Consider the following 24096-nt stretch of genomic DNA (forward strand, 5'->3'; position numbering starts at 1 on the left):
TCAGATTCTCAGCTGAAACCTCCACCGCCTTCAATCTCCCACCTCAATCCCCCGTACACCACTTCCGAGCATATCTCCATGAGGGCCATGTGTTGCCCCATCATGTCATGGCACATTTGCATATCGGCAGACTGGGCTTTGCTCTTGGTCTTGCTCATGCCAGATGCCATCCCACCATGGCCTCGTGTTCCCATCATTTCCTTGTGCATGCCGGCCATCGCGTCCTGCATGACCTTATTGCGCTCAGCCAATAGGGCTTGACGCTCTTCCGGCGTAGTGGCTCGTGAAAGTCTCTCCCTGATTGCGCGAAGGTGAGCAACTTGCGCGTCGAGGTCAGCGTCCCTCTTGATTTGAGGTGCTGCAACCTGCGGCTTCACTTGCTGCTCCGCAGGATGGTGTTTTTCGTGGTCGGCATCTGTTGCAGGAGATGCAGAGTAGGCAACCGGCGCCCAAGCGAACACCATCGCGGCCGCGAAAATGGCCGGCAGGCGGCGAGTCTTGACCATATAGAACTCCTCATATTGATAGATGTCCCTCATTTATGGACTATACGTCGCGTTCTTGCCCGCATATTGATTGAAATCAATGGACTGTTGGCATTCCACGCCAGAGATCTCGCATGTGGCAACAACATCCTGCCGACAGCCAAGGCCTAAAAAGCCAAGACAGCGCTGCCGCTGATCCAGCGTCAGGGTGCGCGCCAGCGCGCTCTGCGCTGGCGTCGCTGCCATTTAGGTAGTCGGATTCCAAAGTCCTGAGATAGGCCTCGTAACCGAACGAGGTTGTGTCCGACATCTCTTGGCTCGCTCCAACTCCTACGCATGACCGCCGCATGAGTAGCAGAGGTATCGGGCCACTCAAACAAATGGTATGGACGCCGCCTCCCGGACAGGAGGGGGAAGACGGACTCCTGCGCCGACGGCATCGATGTGCCACAGTGGAAGCGTTGACCAACCACCTGAGGCGAGGAGTCCGCCATGGATATTACGATGATCGGCGTAGACTTGGCAAAGCGCGTGTTTGCGGTGCACGGAGTGGATGCGCGCGGTAATCCTGTCTTGCGCAAGACGTTGCGACGGGAACAGATGGTGCCGTTCTTTACGCGTCTGCGGCCGTGCCTTGTGGTGATGGAAGCGTGCGGCAGCGCACACTACTGGGCGCGCAAGCTGGAATCCTTTGGGCACACGGCGAAGCTAATCGCACCGCAATTTGTAAAGCCGTACGTCAAGGGCAACAAGCATGACGCTGCCGATGCAGCGGCTCTTTGCGAAGCAGCAAGTCGACCGAGCATGCGGTTCGTTGCTGTCAAGACGCCTCAAGCGCAGGCCGTCCTGGCACTACACTGCGTCCGGGATGGGTTCGTCAAGACGCGGACCGCCCAAGCGAATCAGTTGCGCGGCTTGCTGGCGGAATTTGGCTTGATTGTCCCTCAAGGGCTGGCAAAGCTGATGCAGGAAGTGAAAGGGATAATCGCGGACGAGAGGAACGAGCTACCGACACTGATGCGCGATCTCGCGCAACGACTGCTGTCGCATTTGCTAGAGCTGGATCGACAGGTACAGGAAATCGACAATCAGGTGCGGACGTTGTCCAGGCAATCGAGCATATGCCGCCGACTGGAGAAAGTGCCGGGAATTGGGCCGATTACGGCGACGGCGCTGGAGGCCACGATAGGCGATAACATCACGACCTTCAAGAATGGCCGACAGTTGGCGGCCTTCCTGGGCTTGGTACCAAAGCAGCATTCCAGTGGTGGCAAGGAACGGCTGCAAGGCATCAGCAAAAGAGGCGATGGCTATCTACGCCGATTGCTGGTGCATGGTGCACGAGCGGTGTTGTATCACACGATGCGCAGGACGGAGCACAGTAGTTGGCTGGCACGGCTGGCGGTCCGACGAAACGCGAATGTCGCCTGTGTGGCCCAAGCCAACAAGACCGCACGGATCGTCTGGGCGATTCTGGCACATGGCAGGGAGTTCCGCTCTGATTTCCCTGCCGTCACCGGCAGTCAAATCCGAGCGGCTTGATCACGACAGGGAAGCAAGGCACACCACCAGGTTGCGCAGGTAAGGAACGAAGGATGGCAAACAGGTAAGACCGGGATGGCATCAACCCGATAAGAGGCATGAGCAACAAGCTCGGCAAACAAATAGGGCTGCCGTCAGCGAATTCCATAGAGGCCAGCGGTGAAGTCCGCGATCAAAGGCCGGATGTAAGTTCGCAATCTTTTATTCTGTTTGAATCGAGCGTTCTCTACTTGGCAAACGGCGGCGTCCATGTAGGCCTCTTTGCTCATGGATTCCAGCTAACACTTCCCGTTATTCTTCACGTCCTTCGTTCTCGGGGTGGAGCGAATCGGCATTCTCAAGGCGGTCTATCCGGTCGTGTGGGGCGTTTGTCAGGTTGTTACCGGCCCGCTCAGCGATCGCTGGGGCCGCAAGGGCCTCATCGTGGCCGGCATGTGGGTGCAGGCCGCAGGCCTTTTGCTCACGGCCGCTACTGGCCAAGTCGTCTGGTGGCTCATCGCCAGCGTCCTGCTCGGCTTGGGCACGGCAATGGTCTCCTTGGCATCGGCTATGCCGTGCTGGGAACTCTGTTGTCGATGCTGGTCGTGCGCGACACGCGCGAGCATGTGCAGATCGCAGCCGGCGGGGCGACCAAGGCCGCGTCGACACTATCCGTGATGCCCCAGCTCATGCCGTCGTTTAGGTTGTTCACCAGGCCTGCCTGCGAGGCCGCGAACAGATTACGGCCGCGGAAGGTCCTGCAGGGCGGGGATTCTATTGGGTCAGTGCAAGGTGTGGGCCACCCTCGGCGCCTTGCCCATCTTGGGCTGGGCAAGCGAAGAGGCGTTCACTGCGGCGTATGGAGCCAGCCCCGTCACAATTGTTAGTGCATCATACACTGGCATTGCGGCCCACAGGCGCATCCAGCTCCGCACTGGCATTGCGGCCCGCAGGCGCACGCATTATTTTCACTATGCCGGATAAAAATAATTCGCCAGATCGGGAATGGTGAAGATGCCGCGGGCGGACCACGCCGCGTGGTCCGGTCTCACAACGGCATCCGTCCTTCGCGCGATTCGGGTTCGGTGAAAATCAGCGCAACGAGCTCGCCCCGTGCCTCGAAGGCGTGCGGGTAATGAGCGGAGATGATCGCCGCCGCTGGATTGCGTGATGCGCATGGAAATCGGCTTCCTCTTCCGCATGACCGATCCAGACACTGCCGCCGCGCCAGAACACGATGCGCCCGGCCCCGAAGAGCTTTGCCTTATCCAAGAGCTGGAAGCGCCCCTGAAAAGACCTGATTCACCAGCCGACGTTCCAATGGCAACATCGACAGCCCGCGCGGATTCACCTTACGGAGTAATTACACGACGATGACAAGCGAAAAATCCCTGTCCCGATTCGCCGCCCTTGCGTGGCACTTGTGAAACCGGCGGCAACATGCCCCATCATCTGGCCTGCAGCGGAAACGTCAGGGTAAAGCGGGTCTTCCCTGCAGACGACTCGGCCGATATCTTGCCGCCGTGCGCGGCCATGATCGCCTGCGTGATAGCCAGGCCCAGGCCCACGCTCTCGGACTCCGCTCGGGTCCTTGACTTGTCGGCGCGAAAGAATCGGTCAAAGATGGACGGCAACAGTTCCGGGCTTATCTCCGCGCCCTCGTTCTCCACGACGATAGTTACATTGCCGGGTTGTTCCCTAGCCTCGACCAGAATCCCCTTGCCTTTAGGCGTGTAGCGCAGCGCGTTCGACAGCAGGTTGCTGAGGGCCCGACGCACCATCAGGCGGTCGCCGACAATCCTAGCTTGGCCTCGAAGGCGCAGGTGCACCCCTTTGTCTTCCGCAAGCGCGTCATAGAATTCGAACAGCGCGCGCACCTCGTCAGTGACATTGATGGCCTCCTCGTTCGGCAGCGTGATACCGTGTTCCATCTTTGCGAGATAGAGCATGTCGGAGACCATGCGGCCCAGGCGCTGCAGCTCTTCCGCATTGGAGGCAAGCACGTCGCGGTATTTTGCGGCGTCGCGTGGCTGGGACAGTACGACGTGCGTCTGGGTCATCAGGTTCGTGATCGGCGTGCGCAGTTCATGCGCGAGATCGGACGAAAACTCGGAGAGCCGCCGAAAATCGTCCTGCAGGCGCTCGAGCATGGCGTTCAGGGTTACAGCCAGGTCCGCCATTTCCACCGGCACGGCTTCCACTGGCATGCGCGCGTCCAGCTTGTGCGCGGTGACATCTTTGGCGCGCGAGGCCATCATCCGCAACGGCGCCAGGCCGCGCCGGGCTGCCCACCACCCGAACAGGCCACTCGCGACCGCGGCCAGCGTGATGTAGAACGCAAGGGATCTGCGAAAGGCGTGCATGAAATGGGCATGGATCTCTGTGTCCATGGCGACCACGACGGTCAAGGGGCCACCTCTTCCATCCGCAACACTGGCAAGCGCACGCATCCCCCGGTACTCCTGGCCGTTCTGCTGCCAGACAAAGGTGTTTTCGCCCGGCCGGAGCCGGGCGAGCGCCTCGAACGCCGTCCCGAAATTAAAGCCACCCGTCCCATACAGGGCCTGGCCCTGAGCGGTCTGGACATGCGCCACGAATCCCGGATGGTGCTCCACCATATCCCTTAATCGGGCCGGAAGGCCTTCGACCGGTTGTTCCCCGGCAATCTTCTGGATCAGGCGAATGTTGTCGCCCAGGACCACATAGTCCTCTTCGGCAAAATGGTGGTCCATCGCCAGCCAGATCAATATCCCGAGACCCAGCAACACGACCGCGGATGACACTGAAAACAGGATCGTCAACCGCATTGTCAGCGACAGACGCTGCCTCATTCCTGGCCCTCCGGCATTTCCAGTACGTATCCCATGCCGCGGACAGTCTGGATGAGCTTGGGCTCGAAATCGTCATCGATCTTCGCCCGCAGACGGCGAATGGCGACATCGATGACGTTGCTGTCGCTGTCGAAATTCATGTCCCAGACCTGGGAGGCAATCAACGACCGCGGCAGGACCTCCCCACGTCGGCGGGCCAGCAGTTCGAGCAAGGCAAATTCCTTGCTGGTCAGAGGAATCCGCCGACCGGCGCGCGAAGCCCGCCGCCGTGCCAAGTCGAGCACCAAGTCTCCGACCTGAATGCGGTCCATTGCCAGTTGTACGGTCCCACGACGCAACAAGGTGCGCACCCGGGCCAGCAACTCGGAAAATGCAAAGGGCTTGACTAGATAATCGTCGGCGCCCAGTTCAAGGCCCTTGACGCGGTCAGCCACGCTGTCGCGGGCCGTCAGGAACAAAACCGGGACGGCGTTTTCAGCGCCACGGATGGTCTGCAGAATGCGCCAGCCATCGACATCCGGCAGCATCACGTCGAGAATGATGAGATCGTAGGACTCATTCATTGCCAAGTGCTGGCCGTCGATCCCATTGGCAGCCAGATCGACGACGAAGCCCGCCTCGGTCAAGCCCTGGCGAAGGTATTCGCCGGTCTTCGACTCGTCCTCTACCACCAGCAGCTTCATTGCGAGCCTCCCCATATTTGCACTGCGAGCAAGCGTGCCAATCCTGCTCTTCCTGCGGCTAGTCTAACCAGACGGCGCGTAAGTGACCGGAACCTTACCAGAATGTAATGTTGGGGTAAGTTGGCGGTAGCCTCCCTCTCGTTACTCTCAACATGCCGCCTTACGACGCGGCCATTCCAGCAAACGAGGACTCATTTCATGCGACGCGATCGACCGTCTGGCATTGTTCTGCCCAACCTTCCGCGCCGCCGTTTCGTGCAAGGCCTGGCGGCAGGCGGCGTGATGGCGGGATTGGCCGGCCTTGGCGGCAGCGCTTGGGCGCAGGCAGACGCCCCTCGGCGTGCCGGGTACGGCACTGCCCCAGTCCTGCGCGGGACGGAATTCGACCTGGTGATCGCCGAATCGGCGGTCAACTTCACCGGCAAGCCTGGTGTAGCAACCACCATCAACGGCATGCTGCCCGGTCCCACGCTGCGCTGGCGCGAAGGCGACACCGTGACCATTCGGGTCACGAATCGCCTGCGCGAGCCCACTTCGATCCACTGGCACGGCATCATCCTCCCGTTCCAGATGGATGGCGTGCCAGGCATCAGCTTCGCCGGCATCTCCCCCGGCCAGACCTTCACCTATCGCTTCAAGGTCAGCCAGACCGGCAGCTATTGGTATCACTCGCATTCCGGCTTCCAGGAGATGACCGGCGTATACGGCGGTATCGTTATCGATCCTGCTTCAGGCAAGGACCCGATCCAGGCCGATCGCGACTACACGGTATTGCTGTCCGACTGGACCGATGAGGATCCGATGCGGGTCCTCTCGAAACTGAAAGTCCAGAGCGACTATTACAACTACAACCAGCCGACGGTCATCGACTTCTTCCGTGACGTCTCCAGTGAGGGCATGAAGAGCGCACTCGCCAAGCGGAAGATGTGGAACGAAATGCGCATGAACCCGACCGACCTCGCGGACCTCTCGGCTGCAACGCTGACCTTCCTGACCAATGGCGTCACGCCCTCCGGCAACTGGACAGGTCTGTTCAAGCCCGGCGAGAAAGTCCGGTTACGATTTATCAATGGGGCAGGCAACACGTTCTACGACGTACGCATTCCGGGCCTGAAGCTGAAGGTGGTGCAGGTCGACGGACAGGATCTCGAGCCCATCACGGTAGACGAATTCCGATTCGGTCCCGGCGAAACCTGCGACGTGGTGGTGGAACCCCGGGACGATGCCTACACCATCTTCTCCCAAGCCATGGACAGGACGGGCTACGCCCGCGGCACGCTGGCCGTCCGCGAAGGCCTGAGTGCACCGGTTCCAGCCCTCGACAAGGTCGAGTGGCTGACCATGGTGGACATGATGGGCGATATGGGGGGCATGGACCATGCGGCCATGAACCACGGTGGCATGAACCATGGGGGCATGGCTATGCAAGGCATGGATCATGGTGGCATGAGCATGCAAGGGATGGACCATGGCGGGATGAACCACGGGGGCATGGCCATGTCCGGCATGAACCACGGGACGATGCCGATGGACCACAGCCAGCACACCATGGCCGGCATGGCAGCGGACAATTCGCTCAAGGTTCCAAGCACCAAGGCCCGACATGCGAAGACCGAGTACGGCGCCAGCACGGATATGCGCGTGGACACGGCCCGCACCAACCTGGCCGATGCCGGCATCGGCCTGCGCAACAATGGCCGAAAGGTACTCACGCTGGCCGACCAGCACACCATCGGCGGTCCCCTGGATGCGCGTGGCCCTGGACGTGAGGTGGAACTGCACCTGACCGGCAACATGGAGCGCTACACCTGGTCATTCGACGGCGTTGAGTTCGGGAAGTCGACGCCTGTCTATTTCAAGCATGGCGAGCGGCTGCGCGTCATCCTCCACAACGACACGATGATGACCCACCCCATGCATATGCACGGGATGTGGAGCGAGCTGGAGGCTCCAGACGGCAGGTTCCAGGCGCGCCGGCACACGATTCCGGTACAGCCGGCACAGCGCATCAGTTTCCTGGTCACCGCGGACGCCCTCGGCCGCTGGGCGTGGCATTGCCACCTGATGATGCACATGGATGCGGGGATGTTCCGCGAAGTGTTGGTGGCCTGACCTCTAACTGAATACGCATACGCCATGTACAAGCACACAAGAACAGTCGTCGCCGCCGTGCTCGCTTCCGCGGGCATGAGCGTCGCATGGGCGCAGCACTCCCACACGCCAGACGGCCAGGCCGAGTCAACGTCCTCTGGTACAACGGAAAAGGCCAAGGCCGCCTCACAACCGAAGTCCCCGAGCCAAGCCGGCAGTATGCAAGGCATGGACCACGGCTCAATGCAAGGCGTGGACCACGGTTCGATGCAGGGCATGGATCACGGCTCGATGCAAACCATGGACCAAGGCGCGATGCAGGGCGTGGACCACGGTTCGATGCAGGGCATGGATCACGGCTCGGTGCAAACCATGGACCAGGGCTCGATGCAAACCATGGACCAAGGCGCGATGCAGGGCATGGACCATGGCGACATGAACATGCAAGGCGGAACCGCCCCGCCGGATGCCCGCGATCCGCACGCCTATTCGGGCGGCTACCAACTTGGTGTTGGCAAATACGCCATTGGACCGACCCGATCGCTGCATATGGCGGACGAACACCTGTTTGCTTCCCTCCTGGTGGACCGACTGGAATGGGTCAAAGGCAGCGACAGCAATGCCGCCGCCTATGAAGCCCAGGCCTGGTTCGGCAGCACCTACAACAAGTTCGTGATCAAGGCTGAAGGCGAGGTCGAGAAAGGCAAAGTCCACGAAGCCCGGACTGAACTGCTGTGGGGCCATGCAATTGCCACCTATTGGGATACGCAGCTAGGTATTCGGAACGACGCCGGCTACGGGCGTCCTGCCCGCAACTGGCTGGCCTTCGGTGTGCAAGGCCTGGCGCCGTACTGGTTCGAGGTGGACGCGACCGGCTACCTGGGTACCGAGGGTCGGACCGCCCTGCGCCTGTCGGCCGAATATGAACTGCTGATTACGCAACGCCTGATCCTGCAGCCCAGGATCGAGGCCAATTTCTACGGCAAGAACGACCCCGCCGTCGGTATCGGCAGCGGCCTGGCCAATGGCGCCGTAGGCGTGCGCCTGCGCTATGAGGTGAGCCGTCAGTTCGCACCGTATATCGGTGTCGAGCGTTACCAGACCTTTGGCAATACCGCCGACATGGTTCGTGCGTCCGGCGGACGTAGTGGCGAGACTCGCTTCGTGGCGGGTGTTCGCATGTGGTTTTAACAGCGTATTTAACCCGCATCTATCCGGAGTTCATCATGCAAGCGCCCCGTTCCCTCCTGCAATCCACGCTGGCAATCGCCGCCGCCTTGGCCAGTTCCGTGGCTTTCGCACACCCGAAGCTGGTTTCGTCGACGCCGGCTGACAAGGCCGAGGTTTCTGCGCCGCAGAAGATCGAACTGAAGTTCTCAGAAGACCTGATGACCAAATTCTCCGGCGCCAACCTCGTCATGACCGGCATGCCGGGCATGGCCGACCATGCGCCGATGAAGGTCGCCGCCAAGGTTTCCGGCAGCGATGATCCGAAGACCATGGTCATCACCCCGGCTCAGCCGCTGGTGCCCGGCACCTATCGCGTGGACTGGCGCGCCGTGTCGTCCGATACCCATCCGATCAACGGGAATATCGCCTTCACGGTCAAGTAATCCGCATATGGACTGGGTAACCGTTTCGGTGCGCTTTGCACTCTATTTCGACCTGACGACGCTGTTCGGGCTCCCGCTGTTCGGACTCTACGCGCTTCGCCGCGAAGAATTGTCGTCGCGCATCGGCTCGCGCCATGTGACGGTCACTGCGGTGATCGCAGCGCTCGGCATCGTCCTGTCGCTTGCGAACATGGTGGTGATGGCCAAAGGCATGACCGGCGCATCCGAGTATTCAGAGCTGCAGAGCCACGTCTTCGAAATGATTCTGACGGGCACCGATTTCGGCGCCGCCTGGACGGTGCGGCTGGTTGCCCTGCTCCTCTGCTTGCTGCTTGCGTTGTTTGCCCGCCGGTGGCCGCGCTTCCAGTTCGGCGCTCTCGCCGCCACCGCCGGCATTGCCCTGTCGACGCTCGCGTGGGCGGGGCATGGCGCCATGGGTGACGGCGGGCAGCGGTATCTCCACCTCGCCTCCGATATCGCCCATTTGATGGCCGCAGGTGCCTGGGTCGGCGCGCTTGTCGCGTTCGTGATACTGTCAAGGCCGTCGTCACCGGCAACGGCCGCCTTGCTCAGCCGTACGTCCAACGGATTTGCGCAGGTGGGCACGATCATGGTCGCAACATTGACGGTCACGGGCGCGATGAACTACTGGGTGATCGTCGGCCCGACGCTGCCAGACGATCTCTCTCTCACATCGTATGGCGGCCTGCTGATTGTCAAGCTCACGCTGTTTGGCACCATGCTGGCACTGGCTGCAGCGAACCGCTTTAGGCACGCCCCGCAACTCGAACAGGCAGTAAAGACGGGCGATCACGATGGGGCCGTACGTACGTTGCGCCGCAGCCTGATGTTCGAGACCAGCGCCGCAACGCTGATTTTGGCGCTGGTGGCATCGCTCGGCGTCCTTTCGCCGGCTGGGATGTAATCGGCCAGTATCTCGCAAGGGTATCCCCTCGCAACCGGCCACCACAGCAACTTGCCAAGGAGGCCTGCATGAATCCGACCAAGCAACTATTGCTGGCTATGGCCATCGTGCCATTGGTGGCGCTCGCAGCGGGAAACATGGGGGACCATCGGGACGGCCACGGTCAGACCGCCAGCCAGAACGCTGGCAAGCCCGGGGACCGGCCAGGGTGACCCGCACCGTCAAGGTGGCCATGCATGACACGATGCGTTTCACACCTGACAAGATCTCGGTCAAGGCCGGTGATACCGTGCGCTTCGTTGTCCGGAATACCGGCAAGGTGGAACACGAGATGGTCATCGGGACCAGCAGCGAATTGAGGGAGCATGCGCAACATGCCAATGACCCGGCATGCCGAGGCCAACCAGGTATCGCTCGCGCCGGGTCAGCAAGGCGTGCTGATCTGGAAGTTCGATCGGCCGGGAACCGTTGATTTCGCCTGCCTGCTGCCCGGGCATTACGAAGCAGGCATGGTGGGCAAGGTAACGGTCAAATAGCAGCGAAATTCTCACCGGATCCGGGGCGGCGCCCTACTTGCGCGCCGCGTACTGTTCCGTGACCTCCCGCTGAGCGGCTGCGATTTTCTGTGGCCAGGTACTCTTGATATACGCCAGCACTGCGATGATGTCTTCATCGGATAGCGACGGTCCGAATGCTGGCATGTCGCTCAGATAGCCGGCTGGTGCGGTAACGCCCGAGACCAGGCCGTTCCTGGTAATAGCAAACAGCACGGCGTCGGGATGATGCCATGTGTGGCCCGAAGCGTCATGCGGAGGCGCCGGCATCCGGCCGTTGGGCAGCCGCATGCGCCAGTCGGGTTGGCCCTCCAGGTTGGCGCCATGGCACGCCGCACACTGCTGCGCGTAGATCTTCCGACCCTGCGCAACCCGTACCAAATCGGCGGCATCAATGCGAAGCTGCCGCGCATCGCCCGCTTTCCCGGCGTCAACGGGCGCCTCGATATACCGCTTAGTATGCAGTGCAACGGCGGTCGCAGCCGCCGCGCCGAGCGCAATCAGCCCGGCGATCCGCCAGCGTGGCTTGCTCGAATCTTCCATGTTGGCGCCTGACCTGGTGGCCGATCCTCGCCGACCTTAGTTTTTTGAGAACGGCTTGCCGCCAAGATCAACCGTCACAAGATTACCGTCCATCTTGCCCATGCCGGGGGAGTTTGCCGGCATGCCAGGCACTGCCACGCCTTTCACGGCGGAGCTCGCGGCCAGTTTCCTGACCGCTGCCGCTGGCACGTGCCCCTCCACGATCTGGCCGGTACCTTCCAACACCGCGGTATGGCACGAGCTCAATTGTGTCGGAACTCCCAGCTTCGCCTTGATGGCGGAGACATCGCTCGAATTGACGACCTTGGTGCGGATGCCGGCCCCGTTCAGATGCTGGACCCAAGCCTCGCAGCAGCCGCAATTTGGATCCTTGTACACCACCATAGACGGTGAGGCCGCGTGCGCCGTGACGCCGATGGCCAGCAATGCCGCAGTGAAAAGAAGCTTCGTCATTAAATCTGACTCCTGAGAAATGAATAGGGTCGCCCGGATCTGCCGGCACGAGCCTCAGGTAACAGCCTTCCTGAGCCGCAACGCATTGGTAATGACCGAGGCAGAACTCAAGCTCATCGCCAGCGCCGCAATCATCGGCGACAACAACAGGCCTGTCATTGGATACAGAACGCCTGCGGCCAGCGGAACGCCCAAGGCGTTATAAATGAACGCAAAACCAAGGTTCTGCTTCATGTTTCGAACGGTCGCTTGCGAGAGTTGCCGGGCACGGGCAATCCCGCGCAAGTCCCCTTTGACCAGCGTGACCTGAGCGCTGTTCATCGCGACATCAGTGCCGGTGCCCATGGCAATGCCCACATCGGCTTTCGCCAGCGCCGGGGCATCATTGATGCCGTCGCCCGCCATGGCGACCACCGCGCCTGCCTGTTGCAGGGAGCTGACAAGTTCAAGCTTGTCCGCCGGCTTCACCTCGCCGTGGAACTCGTCAACGCCGAGTTTCCCGGCCACAGCCTTTGCCGTTGCAATCCCGTCGCCGGTCGCCATCACGACACGGATACCTTCCTCCCTGAGATGCGCCAGCGCCTCTGGCGTGGTGGCCTTGACCGGGTCCGAGACAGCGAGCAGGCCAGCAAGCTTGCCTTCGACAGCGAGATACATGACGCTGGCGCCTTGCGCACGCAGCTCATCGGCCTGCGTCACAAGCGGATCGATGGGAACTCCTTCGGTTTCCATGAGCGCAGTATTTCCGATCGCGACATTCCTGCCGCCCAGTTTGCCTCTTACCCCGATCCCGGAGCTCGACTCGAAGCCCTCCGGCTTTTCCAACTGCAGGCCGCGCTCACGGGCTGCTTCAACAATCGCGGCCGCCAGAGGATGTTCGCTGCCCTGATCCAGGCTGGCGGCTAACCGCAGCACCTCCTCCTCGGCATAACCATTTGTGCCGATCGCGCGCTCAAAAACAGGACGACCCTCGGTGAGCGTCCCGGTCTTGTCGACAATCAGGGTATCGACCTTGCGCAGGTTTTCGATCGCAGCGGCGTCGCGGAACAGCACGCCGTTCGAAGCGCCCTTGCCGCTTGCAACCATGATGGACATCGGCGTGGCAAGACCCAGCGCGCACGGACATGCGATGATCAGCACCGCGACGGCATTGATGAGCCCGAACACCCAGCTCGGCTCGGGGCCGAAAAGTCCCCACGCGACAAAGGTCAGCACTGCAATGCCGATGACACCGAGGACGAAGACGCCGGCAACCTTGTCCGCCATCCGCTGCATCGGCGCCTTCGACCGCTGAGCTTGCGCCACCATCTGGACAATCTGGGACAGCACGGTCTGGGAGCCGACCTTTTCGGATTGGATGACGAGGCTGCCCGACGTGTTCATCGTGGCACCGATGACGCGGTCGCCGACGCGCTTGGTGATCGGAATGGGCTCGCCGGTTATCATCGATTCGTCGACCGCGCTGGTGCCTTCCGTTACCACACCATCGACCGGCACCTTCTCGCCGGGCCGCACGCGCAGCAGGTCGCCCACGTGGACATGGGTGAGCGGCACGTCCTCCTCGGCTCCGTCGGGACCGATACGCCTCGCCGTCTTGGGCGCCAGTCCCAGCAGCGACTTGATGGCGGCGGAAGTCTGGGAGCGGGCCCTGAGCTCAAGCAACTGACCCAGCAGCGTGAGGGAGATGATTACCGCCGCGGCCTCGAAGTACACACCGATGCGGCCATGCTCGGCGAACGCCTGCGGAAATACGCCTGGGATGACGGTCGCAATGGCGCTGTAGACATAGGCCGCACCAGTGCCGATTCCGATCAACGTCCACATGTTCGGACTGCGGTTGACGATCGACTGGAAACACCGCACGAAGAACGGCCAGCCCGCCCACAGCACCACAGGCGTCGCCAATGCAAGCTCGACCCAGCTCTGGGTCGACACCTGCATCCAGCCAAGGCGATGCCCGAACATGGCCAGTACGAACACCACACCGGTAAGCGGTAGCGTCCACCAGAAGCGGTGACGAAAATCCACCAACTCGGGGTTCTCGCCTTCATCCAGCTCCGGCAACAACGGTTCCAGCGCCATGCCGCACTTCGGGCAGTTGCCCGGATGATCCTGGCGGATCTCCGGGTGCATGGGACAGGTATAGATCGTGCCCTCGGCGGCAGGCTCCGCCGAGGGCGGCTCAGACGCGATCGTGTACTTGCCCGGATCGGCCTCGAATTTCTGCTGGCAGGACGCGCTGCAAAAATAATAACGAGCCCCGGCATGCTCGGCCTGGAATCTGGAATCGGCCGAGACGCTCATCCCGCAGACCGGATCCTTGAGGGCCTCCGCCGCCCCGGTGCCAGTGCCAGCCTGTTCATGAACATGGTCATGGTGATGCGCATGCTCGTGATGATGGTCATGATCGGCCTGGTCCTGAGCCGAGGTATGTGCACCGGCGCCGTGGCGGCCAGGCTCCGTTGCATCGCGTTCGTTGCTTGTCCGGTTCATCCTGGCTCCCTTAGTTGTTGGGCCGGGCATCCACTGAGACATCCGACTTGCCTGTTACTGCGGCCTTGCCGTGGCCCCGGTGGCTGCCATGGAAGAAATGCATCAGCGGACACAGCAACACTAGCGCAAAGGGTAGCCAGGAGGCAACGTGGCTCCAGTCCCGAACGCCAAGAGCAATTGCCGCAACGCCGGCTACCGCAACCCAACAGAAGTAGCGAAAACGCATGAATCCATGGGCCGCCCTGCCGGAGGCTGACGATTGGGGGGTGCAGTTTTTCATGACACGCTCCATACACCAAGATGACGGGCATCAGAGGTGCGGGACTTCCATGTCACGCCTGATGACGCCAGCTTAGACGTTCCCATCGTTGTAAGGTCAAGCGCAAGGAGGGTGCACCGGTGGCAGGACTGCTCTCAAAAGGCTAACCGCGCTTGGGTCCAGTATGGGTTGGCCGCCAATGAGAAGGCGCCTTTGGAATGGCGAAGTGCTGAGCACGGGACTGCCGCAAGCCGAGCTGCGGCCTTGTGCTTCGTATCAGGGAAGACGACACCGCCGCCGAAGCAGTCGTGTCCCGTGGGCCGCTCTTTTCGCGGCCCATGGTCGGATGCCTGCAAGACGTCCGTACCTGGATGGCTGCGCCTGCAGTGAGAGGCGTGGATCAGGCGCCGTCCGTAAAGGTGTCGCGCGTTCCAACGGCGTGGCTGCCGTCACTGAACGGGTCGCGCGTACCCATCGCGTGGCTGCCATCGCTGAACGGATCGCGCGTGCCCATCGCATGGGCGCCATCAGTGAAGGAATCGCGCGGCGAGGTCACGCCGGCATTTGCCATGCCGGCCACGCCGCCGAGGGTTGCAACAGTCAGTGCGAAAAGAGCAGTCTTCTTCAATATACACGTACGCATTTTGCTTCTCCTTTTTCGATAATGGGCTCCATGAGCCTGCCAACACAGTGTAGAAGGCGGTACCCCACCGAGCCGTGACACCAACATGACAAAGCGGTCATCTCGGGTAGCACGATGGGTAGGTCAGATTCGGTCCGACCGGGTACCGAGGTCAGCCGCCGGTAAAGAGCTGACTACGTTCGATATAGACGCGTACACCTTGAGCATTCGGCATGCCCGGCAAGAGGATGCCCAGGTCTACGGTCGTTCCGCGAATCGACTCAGCGAACTTCCACGTTGCCTGCTGCCCCCCACTCCGGAACGTCACGGTGTCGCCGGACGCAACGTTGACGTGCTTCATGCCGGGGGTCACCGCCACTGTGCGGGAGGCTGTTCCCGCAGGTACCTGGCTGCCAAAAATGGCGGCCTGCGAACCGACACGCGTTGCGCTTTGGCCTGCTGCCGGAGCTGCAGCGGGTTCTGCAGCCTGGCGCTGAACATGCTGCGCCACGTCATCGCCGGCGTTGGTCTTCAACTTGTCGGTGCTCCATGCAGAGGAGATGGACAACGCCGAAAGAACCAGCGCGGCGGCCAAGGACTTGTTGGTTTTCATGGTGCACTCCATTGAAGTTTCGAGGCATTGACCTCTTGAATCCAATGGTATGAGGCCGTCCCTCACTAAGGCGTTACGCAGTCATTACATCCCGGTAAGCTGTAGCGAGAGTTGTCAGTCGAGTCTTCGATGTCATCCACGGCACGAAGCGCGTCAAGCCCGACTGTCGAATTCGCGCTGAGGAACAGTTGACGTTGCTTGACCTTCCCCCTGTGGGAAGGTCCATAGTTGGGTAGACAGACCACAACGTCCGTCGAAAAGGGAACCTCAACCAGGATGCGGGACGCTCTCGCGCGGAGGTGACGTCATGACTGCCGCTACACAGACCTTGACTGACGATGTTCTTGCAGTGTTCAGGCGGGCATGCGATCAAGAACAATATGTCGTCGCCGATCTGCTCCTGAGCGCCCTCGAAGCCATGGCTGGCCAAGACCAAGACAGCCGGCAACTGGACGAGGCATATCTTGTGGTGGCGCACTGCTGCGAGCCCGCAAGCCGCTGCGCTGAGTGGGATTGCGCCCCGGCCCCACAGATAAGCGCCTCCTATACTGAAGGCATGCAAGGACAGACGGCACCTGCTTCAGGTCGTACGTCTGGCACGAGGGTGTGAGCATATGAAGCAACTCTGGCGAGTCATCCTGCTGGTGACGCTCGCTGTGGCGTTCCCGTTACGCACCCTTTATATGTCTGCGGAGCGCTGCTGCACGTTCGGCGTGGCGGGTGCTCAAGCGTACGCTGCCCAGACCGGCGGTGAGGGGGCTGGCACCGGGGATGGCTGCGATACGCTAGGCCACTGTGCCGCCGGCGCGCCGTCCGGCAACTCCGTTCACTCGACGTGCACTGCAACCTGTGCCTCCGCCGCCGTCACGCCGGCAATGACGGGGAGCGCTGCGAGCCTTTGGGAATCTATCCTGCTCGCTCATCCGGAACTCCCTTATTTCTCCGTTGTGTCGCCGCCCCTTGAGCGGCCACCTCAAGCGATAGTCTCCTGAGGTATCCGAACGCGGACAGCGCTGGTTCATGGCGTGCGCTTACGCGCCCACGCCTGTGAGCGCCTGTCCCGCACCAGCAGCAGCGACTGCCGCCAGCCGTTTCCGGCATCGACGGCACCATGCTGCTCGCAGTCAACGGGGAATATCATGACGACGATCTTGCTCACTGTGGCCGGCGCCATGACCGCAGCCGTATCCCTCGCGGCCATAGCTGGCCCCGACTGGAGTGTGATTGAGAAGGCGCGTGCCGCGAAGCAAGCCCAAGCCCAAGCGCAAAAAGCAACACCTCACCAGCCGATGATGATGGAGGACCACGCGGCAATGATGAAGGCATGTCGCGAAATGATGGCGCAGCCTAAGTAACAGGCCGGTTTGCCCCGACGCGTCGCGGGCCGTCCGCGGGCCGTCGGGGCGTTGACAGTGCTGACGGTCGGCAGCGCGGACCTGATGTGCGACAAACTGCCACAATCGGCATGTGCCGCAAGAAGCCAAACACTGCTACCATTCCTGCCAAACCGGGCATCACACGTGCGTACCACCCTCCGTCGGCTTTGGCTTGCCGTATTCCTGCTAAGCGCTTTCCTGACAGTGCAACTGGCAGCGGCGGCGTATGCCTGCGATGGCAGCCGGTATTCGGTGGGGGCGACGCAGGAGATGGCCGGCATGACCGAAGCCTGCCCCGACATGGCCAAGGAAGACGCCGGCCCAGGAATACATGACGGGCTTTGCCAGGAGCACTGCCAGCTCGGCTCCAAGTCGGCCGATCATGCAACGCCGCAGATTCCCGTTTTCCAGCCGGTGCTCGTCAACCTGGTGGTGCCCACCCCGGTACCAGTACTGGCACATCGCGTAGCGGTTCCCCGCGACGCGATTCCGCGCGGGCCGCCACGCTCCCTCCCCATCCTCAACTGCTGTTTCCGAACGTAGCCTCCGAAGCAACGCCTGCTATCGTCCCCTGAGCCATAGTCTTCAGGGTGGTCGTTGCTTTGCGGAGGCTTTATGCATTTGCGTTTCTCCACCATGTGCGGGCGCCGGCTGGCGTTCGCCATCACGCTGCTTGCCGTCATCCCTACGGCATGGGCGCAATCCGCGGCCGCACTCTCCTTGCAGGAAGCGGTCGCGCTCGCATCGTCGCGCTCGACCGATGCCGAGACATCGCGGTCGGCGGTCCAGTCAGCCATTGAGATGGCAGTCGCAGGCAGGCAGTTGCCGGACCCCATCCTGAAGGTCGGCGTCAACAACGTACCGGCGAATGGCCCTGACCGGTTCTCGCTTGGCACGGATTCAATGACCATGCGGTCGATCAGCTTGATGCAGGAATTCACGCGCTCGGCGAAGCGCCAGGCCCGCGGCGAGCGTTTCGAGGCCGAGGCGTCTTCGGCCGAGGCCCAACGCACGGTGGCGCTGGCCACCGTGCAGCGCGGCACCGCTACGGCATGGCTTGACCGCTGGTATGCCGAACGCGCGTACGGCGTGCTCACCGAACAGGCGCAGTCGATCAAGCTGTTGGTGGATGTGGCACAGGCTGCCTATCGCGGCAACCGCGGTTCGCGCGCCGATATCCTGGCGGCCGAGCTTGAATTGCAGCAACTGCAGGATCGCGAAGACGAAGCCCGCGCCACGGTCGCTTCGGCCCGGGCGATGCTGCGCCGGTGGGTCGGCGACGCCGCGGAGCAGCCACTGACCGAGCGTCCCGCGTTCGATGCGCCGGCGTGGCTGGAGACTCTTGATGCCGCCGGCGTCCTGCAACTGCCAGACGTCGCGGCCGCGGAGGCCCAGGTTGGCGTGGCAGAGGCAGAAAGCCGGGTCGCGCGCGAGAGCAAGATTCCAGACGTCAGCGTCGAGCTGATGTACAGCCAGCGCGGCCCCGCCTATTCGAACATGGTGTCGCTGAACGTTTCGCTCCCAGTGCCCTGGGACCAGAAGAATCGCCAGGACCGCGAGTTGGCCTCCAAGCTCGCGCAGGCCAACGCCGCACGGGCACAAGCCGAATCGGTCCGCCGGGGCTTGATCGGCCAGCTCCGCGGCAAGCAGGCTGAACTGCAACTCAGCCAGTCGCGCCTGGAGCGCTATCGGAATACCACCTTGCCACTGGCGAAGGCGCAAACCGAGGCCGCCCTGACCGCCTATCGCGCCGGCGCCGGCAGCCTGACAGCCGTCGCGGACGCCAGCCGAAAAGCGCTCAACATCTCGCTCGAACGCCTCAAGCTCGAGGCCGCTACCGCCCGGCTGTGGGCAGAGCTCACCTTCCTGATGCCGTTGCCGACTGCCGCGCAACCCACGTCGACGCAAGGGATCCAACCATGAAAAAGACCACAATTGCACGGACCGTGACGGCTCTCATCGTGGTGGCGAGCGTCGGCGGTGCCTACTACCTCGGCCAACTACAGGGACGCCAGCATACGGCCGCGACGACGACGTCCGCGGGCGGCCCCGGTGATGCGGGCCTCAAGGCTGGTGATATCGATCCCAAAACGGGCAAGCGCATCCTCTATTGGCATGATCCGATGGTGCCAGGCCAGCGCTTTGACAAGTCAGGCAAGTCGCCCTTTATGGATATGGCGTTGTCGCCCGTGTACGAGGAAGCCACTGGCGGCGCGGCCGTCACCATCGACAGCCGCGTGACGCAGAACCTTGGTATCCGGACGGCAGAGGTAAAAGCAGGCCGGCTGGAATCCGCACTCGAAGTTCCAGGGAATGTCGCGATCAACGAACGCGGCATCGAAGTGCTCCAGGCCCGTACGACCGGGTTCGTCGAGCATGCGTATGCCAGGACGACGCTGGATCCGGTCCGTAAAGGCCAGCCACTGGCGCAGATCTACTCGCCTGAATGGGTCGCCGCGCAAGAGGAGTACCTGGCCGTGGCCCGCATGGGAGGCAGCCTGCAGAGCGACTTGCGCGAAGCAGCCATTGCCCGCATGCGGCAGGCTGGCATGACCGACAGCCACATCCGCCTGGTGCAGAGCACCGGAAAGCTCCAGCCGCGGCTCACCGTTACGAGTTCGGTAGACGGCATCGTCACTGAGATCGGCGCGCGTGACGGCATGACGGTGTCTCCCGGCACGACGCTGTTTCGCATTGCCAGCCTGGCAACGGTATGGGTGCTGGCCGAAGTGCCGGAGAGCCAGGCCGCGCAGCTACGGCCCGGACAGACCGTGTCCACGGTCGCGGCAGCCCTGACCGGACAAACGCTGACCGGCAAGGTCGACGCCATCCTGCCAGACATCAACACAGGCACCCGGACTGTCAAGGTACGGATCGAGCTGCAGAACAAGGGCCGTCAGTTGCTGCCAGGCATGTTCGTGACTGCCCGCTTCGATGCCGCACCTGGACCTGACAGGCTGCTTGTCCCGACCGAGTCGCTGATCCGCACCGGGACGCGTACGATTGCCATGGTGGAAACGGGCCAGGGCGGCTTCAGCCCGGTCGAGGTCAAGACAGGTGCTGCTTCTGGCGGGCAGACCGAGGTGGTCGAAGGCCTCAAGGCGGGACAGAAGGTCGTGGTATCCGGCCAGTTCCTGATCGATTCCGAAGCCAGCCTGCGCGGTACCGCGCAGCGCATGACGGCAGCGCCGGCCGCTTCGGCACCAGCCGCCGCCGCAGGGCCAGAGCACGAAGGCGTCGGGCGTGTGGAGGCAATAAGCGCGCAAGGCATGACGATTTCCCACGGGCCGATTCCGTCGGCCCAGTGGGGCGCCATGACCATGGACTTTGCCGCGCCGCCTTCCGGCATGCCAAAGGGATTCAAGCCTGGTGACCGCATCCGCTTCCGCTTCCACCTGAACAGCGAAGGCGCTGCGACGCTGTCGTCGGTTGAGCCCGCCGCCACTTCGCAGGGAGCCAAGCCATGATCGCGCGGCTTATCCTTGCTTCCATCCGCAACCGGTTCCTGGTGCTGCTGGCCACTGCCATGCTTACCGCCTGGGGCTTGTGGGCCGTGCGCAGTACGCCGCTCGACGCATTGCCGGACCTGTCCGACGTGCAGGTGATCATCCGTACGCCGTTCCCCGGCCAAGCACCACAGATCGTGGAAAATCAGGTCACCTATCCCCTGACCACGACGATGCTGTCCGTGCCCGGCGCCAAGACCGTGCGCGGCTATTCGTTCTTCGGCGATTCCTTTGTCTACGTGCTGTTCGAGGATGGGACGGACCTGTACTGGGCGCGCTCGCGCGTGCTGGAATACCTGAACCAGGTGCAATCGCGGCTGCCGGCAGCTGCCAAGCCCGCGCTCGGCCCCGATGCGACCGGCGTCGGCTGGATCTATGAGTATGCCTTGGTGGACAAGACCGGCCAGCATGACCTCAGCCAGCTGCGGGCGCTGCAGGACTGGTTCCTGCGCTTCGAGCTCAAGTCATTGCCCAACGTCGCCGAAGTGGCCTCGCTCGGCGGGATGGTCAAGCAATACCAGATCGTGCTGATGCCTGATCGGCTGCGCGCCTATAACCTGTCGCAAGCCAGGGTGCTGGCAGTGCTCAAGGGCGCCAACCAGGAAACCGGCGGCTCGGTGCTGGAGTTGGGTGAAGCCGAGTATATGGTCCGGGCGACCGGTTATCTGAAAACGCTGGACGACTTTCGCCAGATTCCGCTGGTCACCAGTGAGGCGGGCATCCCGGTACGGCTGGGCGACATTGCCACCGTGCAGCTCGGCCCCGAGATGCGGCGTGGCATTGCCGAACTGAATGGCCAGGGCGAAGTCGCCGGCGGCATCATCGTGCTGCGCTCGGGCAAGAATGCCCTGGAAACCATTGAAGCGGTCAAGGCCAAGCTCGCCACCTTGCAGAAGAGCCTGCCCAAGGGCGTCGAGATCGTTACGACCTACGACCGGTCGGCACTGATCAAGCGGGCGGTGGACAACCTCACCACCAAGCTGATCGAGGAATTTGCGGTCGTGGCGCTGGTCTGCCTGGTGTTTCTCTTTCACCTGCGCTCGGCGCTGGTGGCCATCGTCTCGCTGCCGCTGGGCGTGCTGGCTGCCTTCCTGGTGATGCGCTACCAGGGCGTGAATGCCAACATCATGTCGCTGGGTGGGATCGCCATCGCCATCGGCGCGATGGTCGATGCCGCGGTGGTCATGATCGAGAACGCGCACAAGCATCTCGAGCACTGGCATGCCGACAACCCGCAGCGCGAACTCGGCGAACACGAGCGCTGGCGCGTGATCGGCGAATCTGCCGCCGAGGTCGGGCCGGCCCTGTTCTTCTCGCTGCTGATCATTACGTTGTCGTTCATTCCGGTGTTCACGCTGGAGGCGCAGGAGGGCCGGCTCTTCTCGCCGCTCGCCTTCACGGGCCCATGCCAAGATACGGGAATTCGCTATCATAAGCTTTTCGGTTATGATGAAATCGAAAATCCTTGGGATTTTGATATTAAGAGCGAATACTCAAGGACTCTCCGACGAGCCTTTGTGGGCCTCTCAAGAAGCGGACAATCATCGCTGCTGCTGGACGGGCGGGCATGGCACCGAGCCGAAAGAATAGAACACACAGCAGTCGCCCAGGTTGGCGCCGCAGCAGTGCCTTGCAGCTCGGGCCTAGAAGAACTGGAGGCGTCTGTGGGCATGGTTTCTTGCTTGGCAAAGCCGCAATGCGGACAGGTTCAGCACGGATTCGAGAATGGCGGTGCTCATCGTGGTGTCACTTCTGCACGGTGGACGGATAACCCGCGTTCGCAAGATCAGGCGGGCGGTCCGAGCGGGCGTTGCGCCGGACGAAAACCAGCTCGCTCGCCGGTGTGCGTATAGATCTCGGCCAGTTCGCGTTCGGTGAGATCCGGTTTGAAGCGGATAGGCTGTCTCATGGATCGCCGCCATCTCTCAAACTGGTCGCGGCCGCCGGCTGCGCGCGACCAGAAGAATCAGCGCAATGGTGGCGGCGCAGAAAGCTGCGCCCGCATAGAACGTGAAGGCTGCGCCCAGCCGGTCCCACAGCAGGCCCGCCAGCACGCTGGCAACGAGCAGGGCCAGCCCGCTTGCCAGATTGAAAAAGCCGAACGCCGTTCCTCGTAGATCGCTAGGCGCCGTGTCGGCTACCATCGTGGCAAGCAAGCCTTGCGTCATGCCCATGTGCAGACCCCATAGCGCCACGCCTGCCAGAATGACCGCCCAGTGCGTACCCAGCGCCAGCACGAGATCGGCGAGCACCAGCACGGCCAGTCCCCAGGCTAGCAGCGTGGTGTGACGCAGGCGATCGGACAGCTTGCCGAATGGATAGGCCGACAGTGAATAGACGAGGTTCATCGCCACCAGGACCAGCGGTGCCAGGTAGAGCGGTAGGCCGACCTGCTGGGCGCGTAGCACCAGGAAGGCCTCGCTGAAGCGGGCGAGCGTAAAGATGGCTCCGATCGCGACCACCAGCCAGTATGGACGCCCCAGCCGCACCAGATTCGCCCACTTGATGGGGTTGGTGCGCTTCGTTCCACCATGAGGTTCGGACTCCCGCACGCCCACAATGAGCAGCAGCACCGAGAGCAGGCCCGGGATCACCGCGACCCAGAAGACGGCGCGGAAGTCGTTTGCCCAGAGATACATCAGACCGATGGCGATCACAGGCCCCAGGAATGCCCCTACGGTGTCCAATGATTGCCGCAGCCCGAAGGCGGCGCCACGCAGATGAGGCGGCGCGATATCGGCCACCAGCGCATCGCGAGGCGCCCCGCGCACGCCCTTGCCGATCCGGTCCGTGAGGCGCGCCGCCAGCACGGTTCCCACCCCGGGTGCGAGCGCGAACAGCGGCTTCGACAGTGCCCCGAGCGCGTACCCCGCGACGGCCAGCCCTTTACGTCTGCCGAGGTAGTCGCTCAACGCGCCGGAAAACACTTTGACAACCAGCGCGGTCGCCTCGGCGATGCCTTCGATGAGACCAACGTGGAAGGCGCTAGCACCAAGCGTCGTCACCATGAAGACCGGCAGCAGGCTGTGAATGATCTCCGACGAGATATCCATCAACAGACTGACGAATCCCAACATCCAGATGCCTGACGGAATCTGGCTCAGTGTGCGAGTGGAGGTAGTCACAGTGGCTCCTTGGTGCCTGGTTAGGGTTCCCGCCGCGGCGCAGCGTAAGCCATTCAAATAACATCGGGATCAGCAAGATGGTGAGCGCGGTGGACGTAAGCAACCCGCCGACGACCACCGTAGCCAGTGGGCGCTGTACCCCCGCGCCCATCCCTTGCGAGACCAGCATGGGCATTCAGGAAGCGGCGAATGCCGCGCCAATCTGCCGGGCCCGTTTCACCTCGTCGCCGTGCAGGTAGATCGAGGTGGTTGAAATCGACGCGTGCCGCAGATTGTCCCGCACCGTCGTCAATTCCGCGCCGCGCGCCAGCGCATGGGTCGCATGCGTGTGCCGCTTATCTTCCCGGCGATATAAGCGCCACTATATACCCTACCGGATTATGTCGGGTAACACGATTGAGCT

Annotated in this window: 23 protein-coding genes and 4 pseudogenes; 13 read left to right on the forward strand and 14 right to left on the reverse strand. The window is 62.3% G+C overall.

Annotated elements, in window-relative coordinates:
- Nucleotides 1-8: 8 nt before the first annotated feature.
- Nucleotides 9-506, reverse strand: coding sequence for a hypothetical protein (locus AC3WQZ_RS32000; RefSeq protein WP_492301919.1), 498 nt, complete (start codon nucleotides 504-506; stop codon nucleotides 9-11).
- A gap of 471 nt (nucleotides 507-977) precedes the next feature.
- Between AC3WQZ_RS32000 and AC3WQZ_RS32005 the strand changes: the two genes are divergently transcribed.
- Together AC3WQZ_RS32005 and AC3WQZ_RS32010 are read left to right on the forward strand one after the other, a co-directional pair.
- Nucleotides 978-2027, forward strand: coding sequence for an IS110 family RNA-guided transposase (locus tag AC3WQZ_RS32005; protein ID WP_454750546.1), 1050 nt, complete (start codon nucleotides 978-980; stop codon nucleotides 2025-2027).
- A gap of 285 nt (nucleotides 2028-2312) precedes the next feature.
- Nucleotides 2313-2561: pseudogene (locus tag AC3WQZ_RS32010) on the forward strand (MFS transporter); the annotation flags it as partial.
- A gap of 893 nt (nucleotides 2562-3454) precedes the next feature.
- On the opposite strand, the gene AC3WQZ_RS32015 reads toward AC3WQZ_RS32010, so the two are convergent.
- Nucleotides 3455-4837: a heavy metal sensor histidine kinase gene (locus tag AC3WQZ_RS32015; protein ID WP_454750547.1), complete on the reverse strand. Its 1383-nt coding sequence runs from the start codon at nucleotides 4835-4837 to the stop codon at nucleotides 3455-3457.
- Nucleotides 4834-5520, reverse strand: coding sequence for a heavy metal response regulator transcription factor (locus tag AC3WQZ_RS32020; RefSeq protein WP_454750548.1), 687 nt, complete (start codon nucleotides 5518-5520; stop codon nucleotides 4834-4836). Before AC3WQZ_RS32020 ends, AC3WQZ_RS32015 begins: the two co-directional genes overlap by 4 nt.
- Before the next feature lie 198 nt (nucleotides 5521-5718).
- Here AC3WQZ_RS32020 and AC3WQZ_RS32025 point away from each other — a divergent pair, with 198 nt between their 5' ends.
- The 6 genes from AC3WQZ_RS32025 (at nucleotide 5719) to AC3WQZ_RS32050 (ending at nucleotide 10685) form a co-directional block, all read left to right on the forward strand.
- Nucleotides 5719-7632: a copper resistance system multicopper oxidase gene (locus AC3WQZ_RS32025; RefSeq protein ID WP_454750549.1), complete on the forward strand. Its 1914-nt coding sequence runs from the start codon at nucleotides 5719-5721 to the stop codon at nucleotides 7630-7632.
- A 24-nt stretch (nucleotides 7633-7656) separates the two neighbouring features.
- Entirely contained in the window at nucleotides 7657-8802 is a 1146-nt protein-coding gene (locus AC3WQZ_RS32030; protein WP_492301921.1) for a copper resistance protein B, read from the forward strand.
- A gap of 35 nt (nucleotides 8803-8837) precedes the next feature.
- The gene (copC, locus tag AC3WQZ_RS32035; protein ID WP_454750551.1) at nucleotides 8838-9224 is read left to right on the forward strand and encodes a copper homeostasis periplasmic binding protein CopC; all 387 of its coding nucleotides are present in this window, start codon (nucleotides 8838-8840) and stop codon (nucleotides 9222-9224) included.
- 7 nt (nucleotides 9225-9231) lie between these two features.
- Nucleotides 9232-10149, forward strand: a complete 918-nt coding sequence (copD, locus tag AC3WQZ_RS32040; RefSeq protein ID WP_454750552.1) for a copper homeostasis membrane protein CopD — start codon at nucleotides 9232-9234, stop codon at nucleotides 10147-10149.
- A gap of 68 nt (nucleotides 10150-10217) precedes the next feature.
- Complete coding sequence (locus AC3WQZ_RS32045; protein ID WP_454750553.1) at nucleotides 10218-10361, forward strand: hypothetical protein; 144 nt, start codon at nucleotides 10218-10220, stop codon at nucleotides 10359-10361.
- Nucleotides 10362-10514: 153 nt separating this feature from the next.
- Nucleotides 10515-10685, forward strand: a complete 171-nt coding sequence (locus AC3WQZ_RS32050) for a plastocyanin/azurin family copper-binding protein (protein ID WP_414224844.1) — start codon at nucleotides 10515-10517, stop codon at nucleotides 10683-10685.
- Between the two features lie 33 nt (nucleotides 10686-10718).
- On the opposite strand, the gene AC3WQZ_RS32055 is transcribed toward AC3WQZ_RS32050, so the two are convergent.
- The 6 genes from AC3WQZ_RS32055 to AC3WQZ_RS32080 form a co-directional block, all read right to left on the reverse strand.
- The gene (locus tag AC3WQZ_RS32055) at nucleotides 10719-11246 is read right to left on the reverse strand and encodes a c-type cytochrome (protein ID WP_454750554.1); all 528 of its coding nucleotides are present in this window, start codon (nucleotides 11244-11246) and stop codon (nucleotides 10719-10721) included.
- Nucleotides 11247-11282: 36 nt separating this feature from the next.
- Entirely contained in the window at nucleotides 11283-11699 is a 417-nt protein-coding gene (locus AC3WQZ_RS32060) for a DUF411 domain-containing protein (protein ID WP_454750555.1), read from the reverse strand.
- Nucleotides 11700-11753: 54 nt separating this feature from the next.
- Complete coding sequence (locus AC3WQZ_RS32065; protein WP_492301923.1) at nucleotides 11754-14192, reverse strand: heavy metal translocating P-type ATPase; 2439 nt, start codon at nucleotides 14190-14192, stop codon at nucleotides 11754-11756.
- A 10-nt stretch (nucleotides 14193-14202) separates the two neighbouring features.
- The gene (locus tag AC3WQZ_RS32070; RefSeq protein ID WP_492301924.1) at nucleotides 14203-14484 is read right to left on the reverse strand and encodes a DUF2933 domain-containing protein; all 282 of its coding nucleotides are present in this window, start codon (nucleotides 14482-14484) and stop codon (nucleotides 14203-14205) included.
- 367 nt (nucleotides 14485-14851) lie between these two features.
- Complete coding sequence (locus AC3WQZ_RS32075) at nucleotides 14852-15094, reverse strand: hypothetical protein (RefSeq protein ID WP_454750432.1); 243 nt, start codon at nucleotides 15092-15094, stop codon at nucleotides 14852-14854.
- 151 nt (nucleotides 15095-15245) lie between these two features.
- Nucleotides 15246-15686, reverse strand: a complete 441-nt coding sequence (locus tag AC3WQZ_RS32080; protein WP_454750431.1) for a CzcE family metal-binding protein — start codon at nucleotides 15684-15686, stop codon at nucleotides 15246-15248.
- Between the two features lie 1139 nt (nucleotides 15687-16825).
- Here AC3WQZ_RS32080 and AC3WQZ_RS32085 point away from each other — a divergent pair.
- The 5 genes and pseudogenes from AC3WQZ_RS32085 to AC3WQZ_RS32105 form a co-directional block, all read left to right on the forward strand.
- On the forward strand, nucleotides 16826-17041 hold the full coding sequence (locus AC3WQZ_RS32085) for a hypothetical protein (protein WP_454750430.1): 216 nt from the start codon (nucleotides 16826-16828) through the stop codon (nucleotides 17039-17041).
- A 300-nt stretch (nucleotides 17042-17341) separates the two neighbouring features.
- Nucleotides 17342-17605, forward strand: a complete 264-nt coding sequence (locus tag AC3WQZ_RS32090; protein WP_454750429.1) for a hypothetical protein — start codon at nucleotides 17342-17344, stop codon at nucleotides 17603-17605.
- A 72-nt stretch (nucleotides 17606-17677) separates the two neighbouring features.
- Nucleotides 17678-18985: a TolC family protein gene (locus AC3WQZ_RS32095; protein ID WP_454750428.1), complete on the forward strand. Its 1308-nt coding sequence runs from the start codon at nucleotides 17678-17680 to the stop codon at nucleotides 18983-18985.
- On the forward strand, nucleotides 18982-20529 hold the full coding sequence (locus AC3WQZ_RS32100) for an efflux RND transporter periplasmic adaptor subunit (protein ID WP_454750435.1): 1548 nt from the start codon (nucleotides 18982-18984) through the stop codon (nucleotides 20527-20529). The genes AC3WQZ_RS32095 and AC3WQZ_RS32100 overlap by 4 nt, the downstream gene beginning before the upstream one ends.
- Nucleotides 20526-21968: pseudogene (locus AC3WQZ_RS32105) on the forward strand (efflux RND transporter permease subunit); the annotation flags it as partial. The gene AC3WQZ_RS32100 and the pseudogene AC3WQZ_RS32105, both read left to right, overlap by 4 nt.
- Nucleotides 21969-22109: 141 nt before the next feature.
- On the opposite strand, the pseudogene AC3WQZ_RS32110 reads toward AC3WQZ_RS32105, so the two are convergent.
- The 5 genes and pseudogenes from AC3WQZ_RS32110 to AC3WQZ_RS32130 form a co-directional block, all read right to left on the reverse strand.
- Nucleotides 22110-22307 (reverse strand): annotated as a pseudogene (locus tag AC3WQZ_RS32110) (GDCCVxC domain-containing (seleno)protein).
- A 47-nt stretch (nucleotides 22308-22354) separates the two neighbouring features.
- Nucleotides 22355-22477 carry a hypothetical protein gene (locus tag AC3WQZ_RS32115; protein ID WP_454750427.1) on the reverse strand — a complete coding sequence of 41 codons (123 nt, stop codon included), beginning with the start codon at nucleotides 22475-22477 and terminating at the stop codon, nucleotides 22355-22357.
- A gap of 16 nt (nucleotides 22478-22493) precedes the next feature.
- On the reverse strand, nucleotides 22494-23645 hold the full coding sequence (locus tag AC3WQZ_RS32120) for an MFS transporter (RefSeq protein WP_454750426.1): 1152 nt from the start codon (nucleotides 23643-23645) through the stop codon (nucleotides 22494-22496).
- Entirely contained in the window at nucleotides 23554-23868 is a 315-nt protein-coding gene (locus AC3WQZ_RS32125) for an efflux RND transporter permease subunit (RefSeq protein ID WP_492301927.1), read from the reverse strand. Before AC3WQZ_RS32125 ends, AC3WQZ_RS32120 begins: the two co-directional genes overlap by 92 nt.
- Nucleotides 23869-24027 (reverse strand): annotated as a pseudogene (locus AC3WQZ_RS32130) (tyrosine-type recombinase/integrase); the annotation flags it as partial.
- Between the last annotated feature and the right edge of the window lie 69 nt (nucleotides 24028-24096).

The organism is Cupriavidus sp. FW305-26, assembly GCF_058787975.1.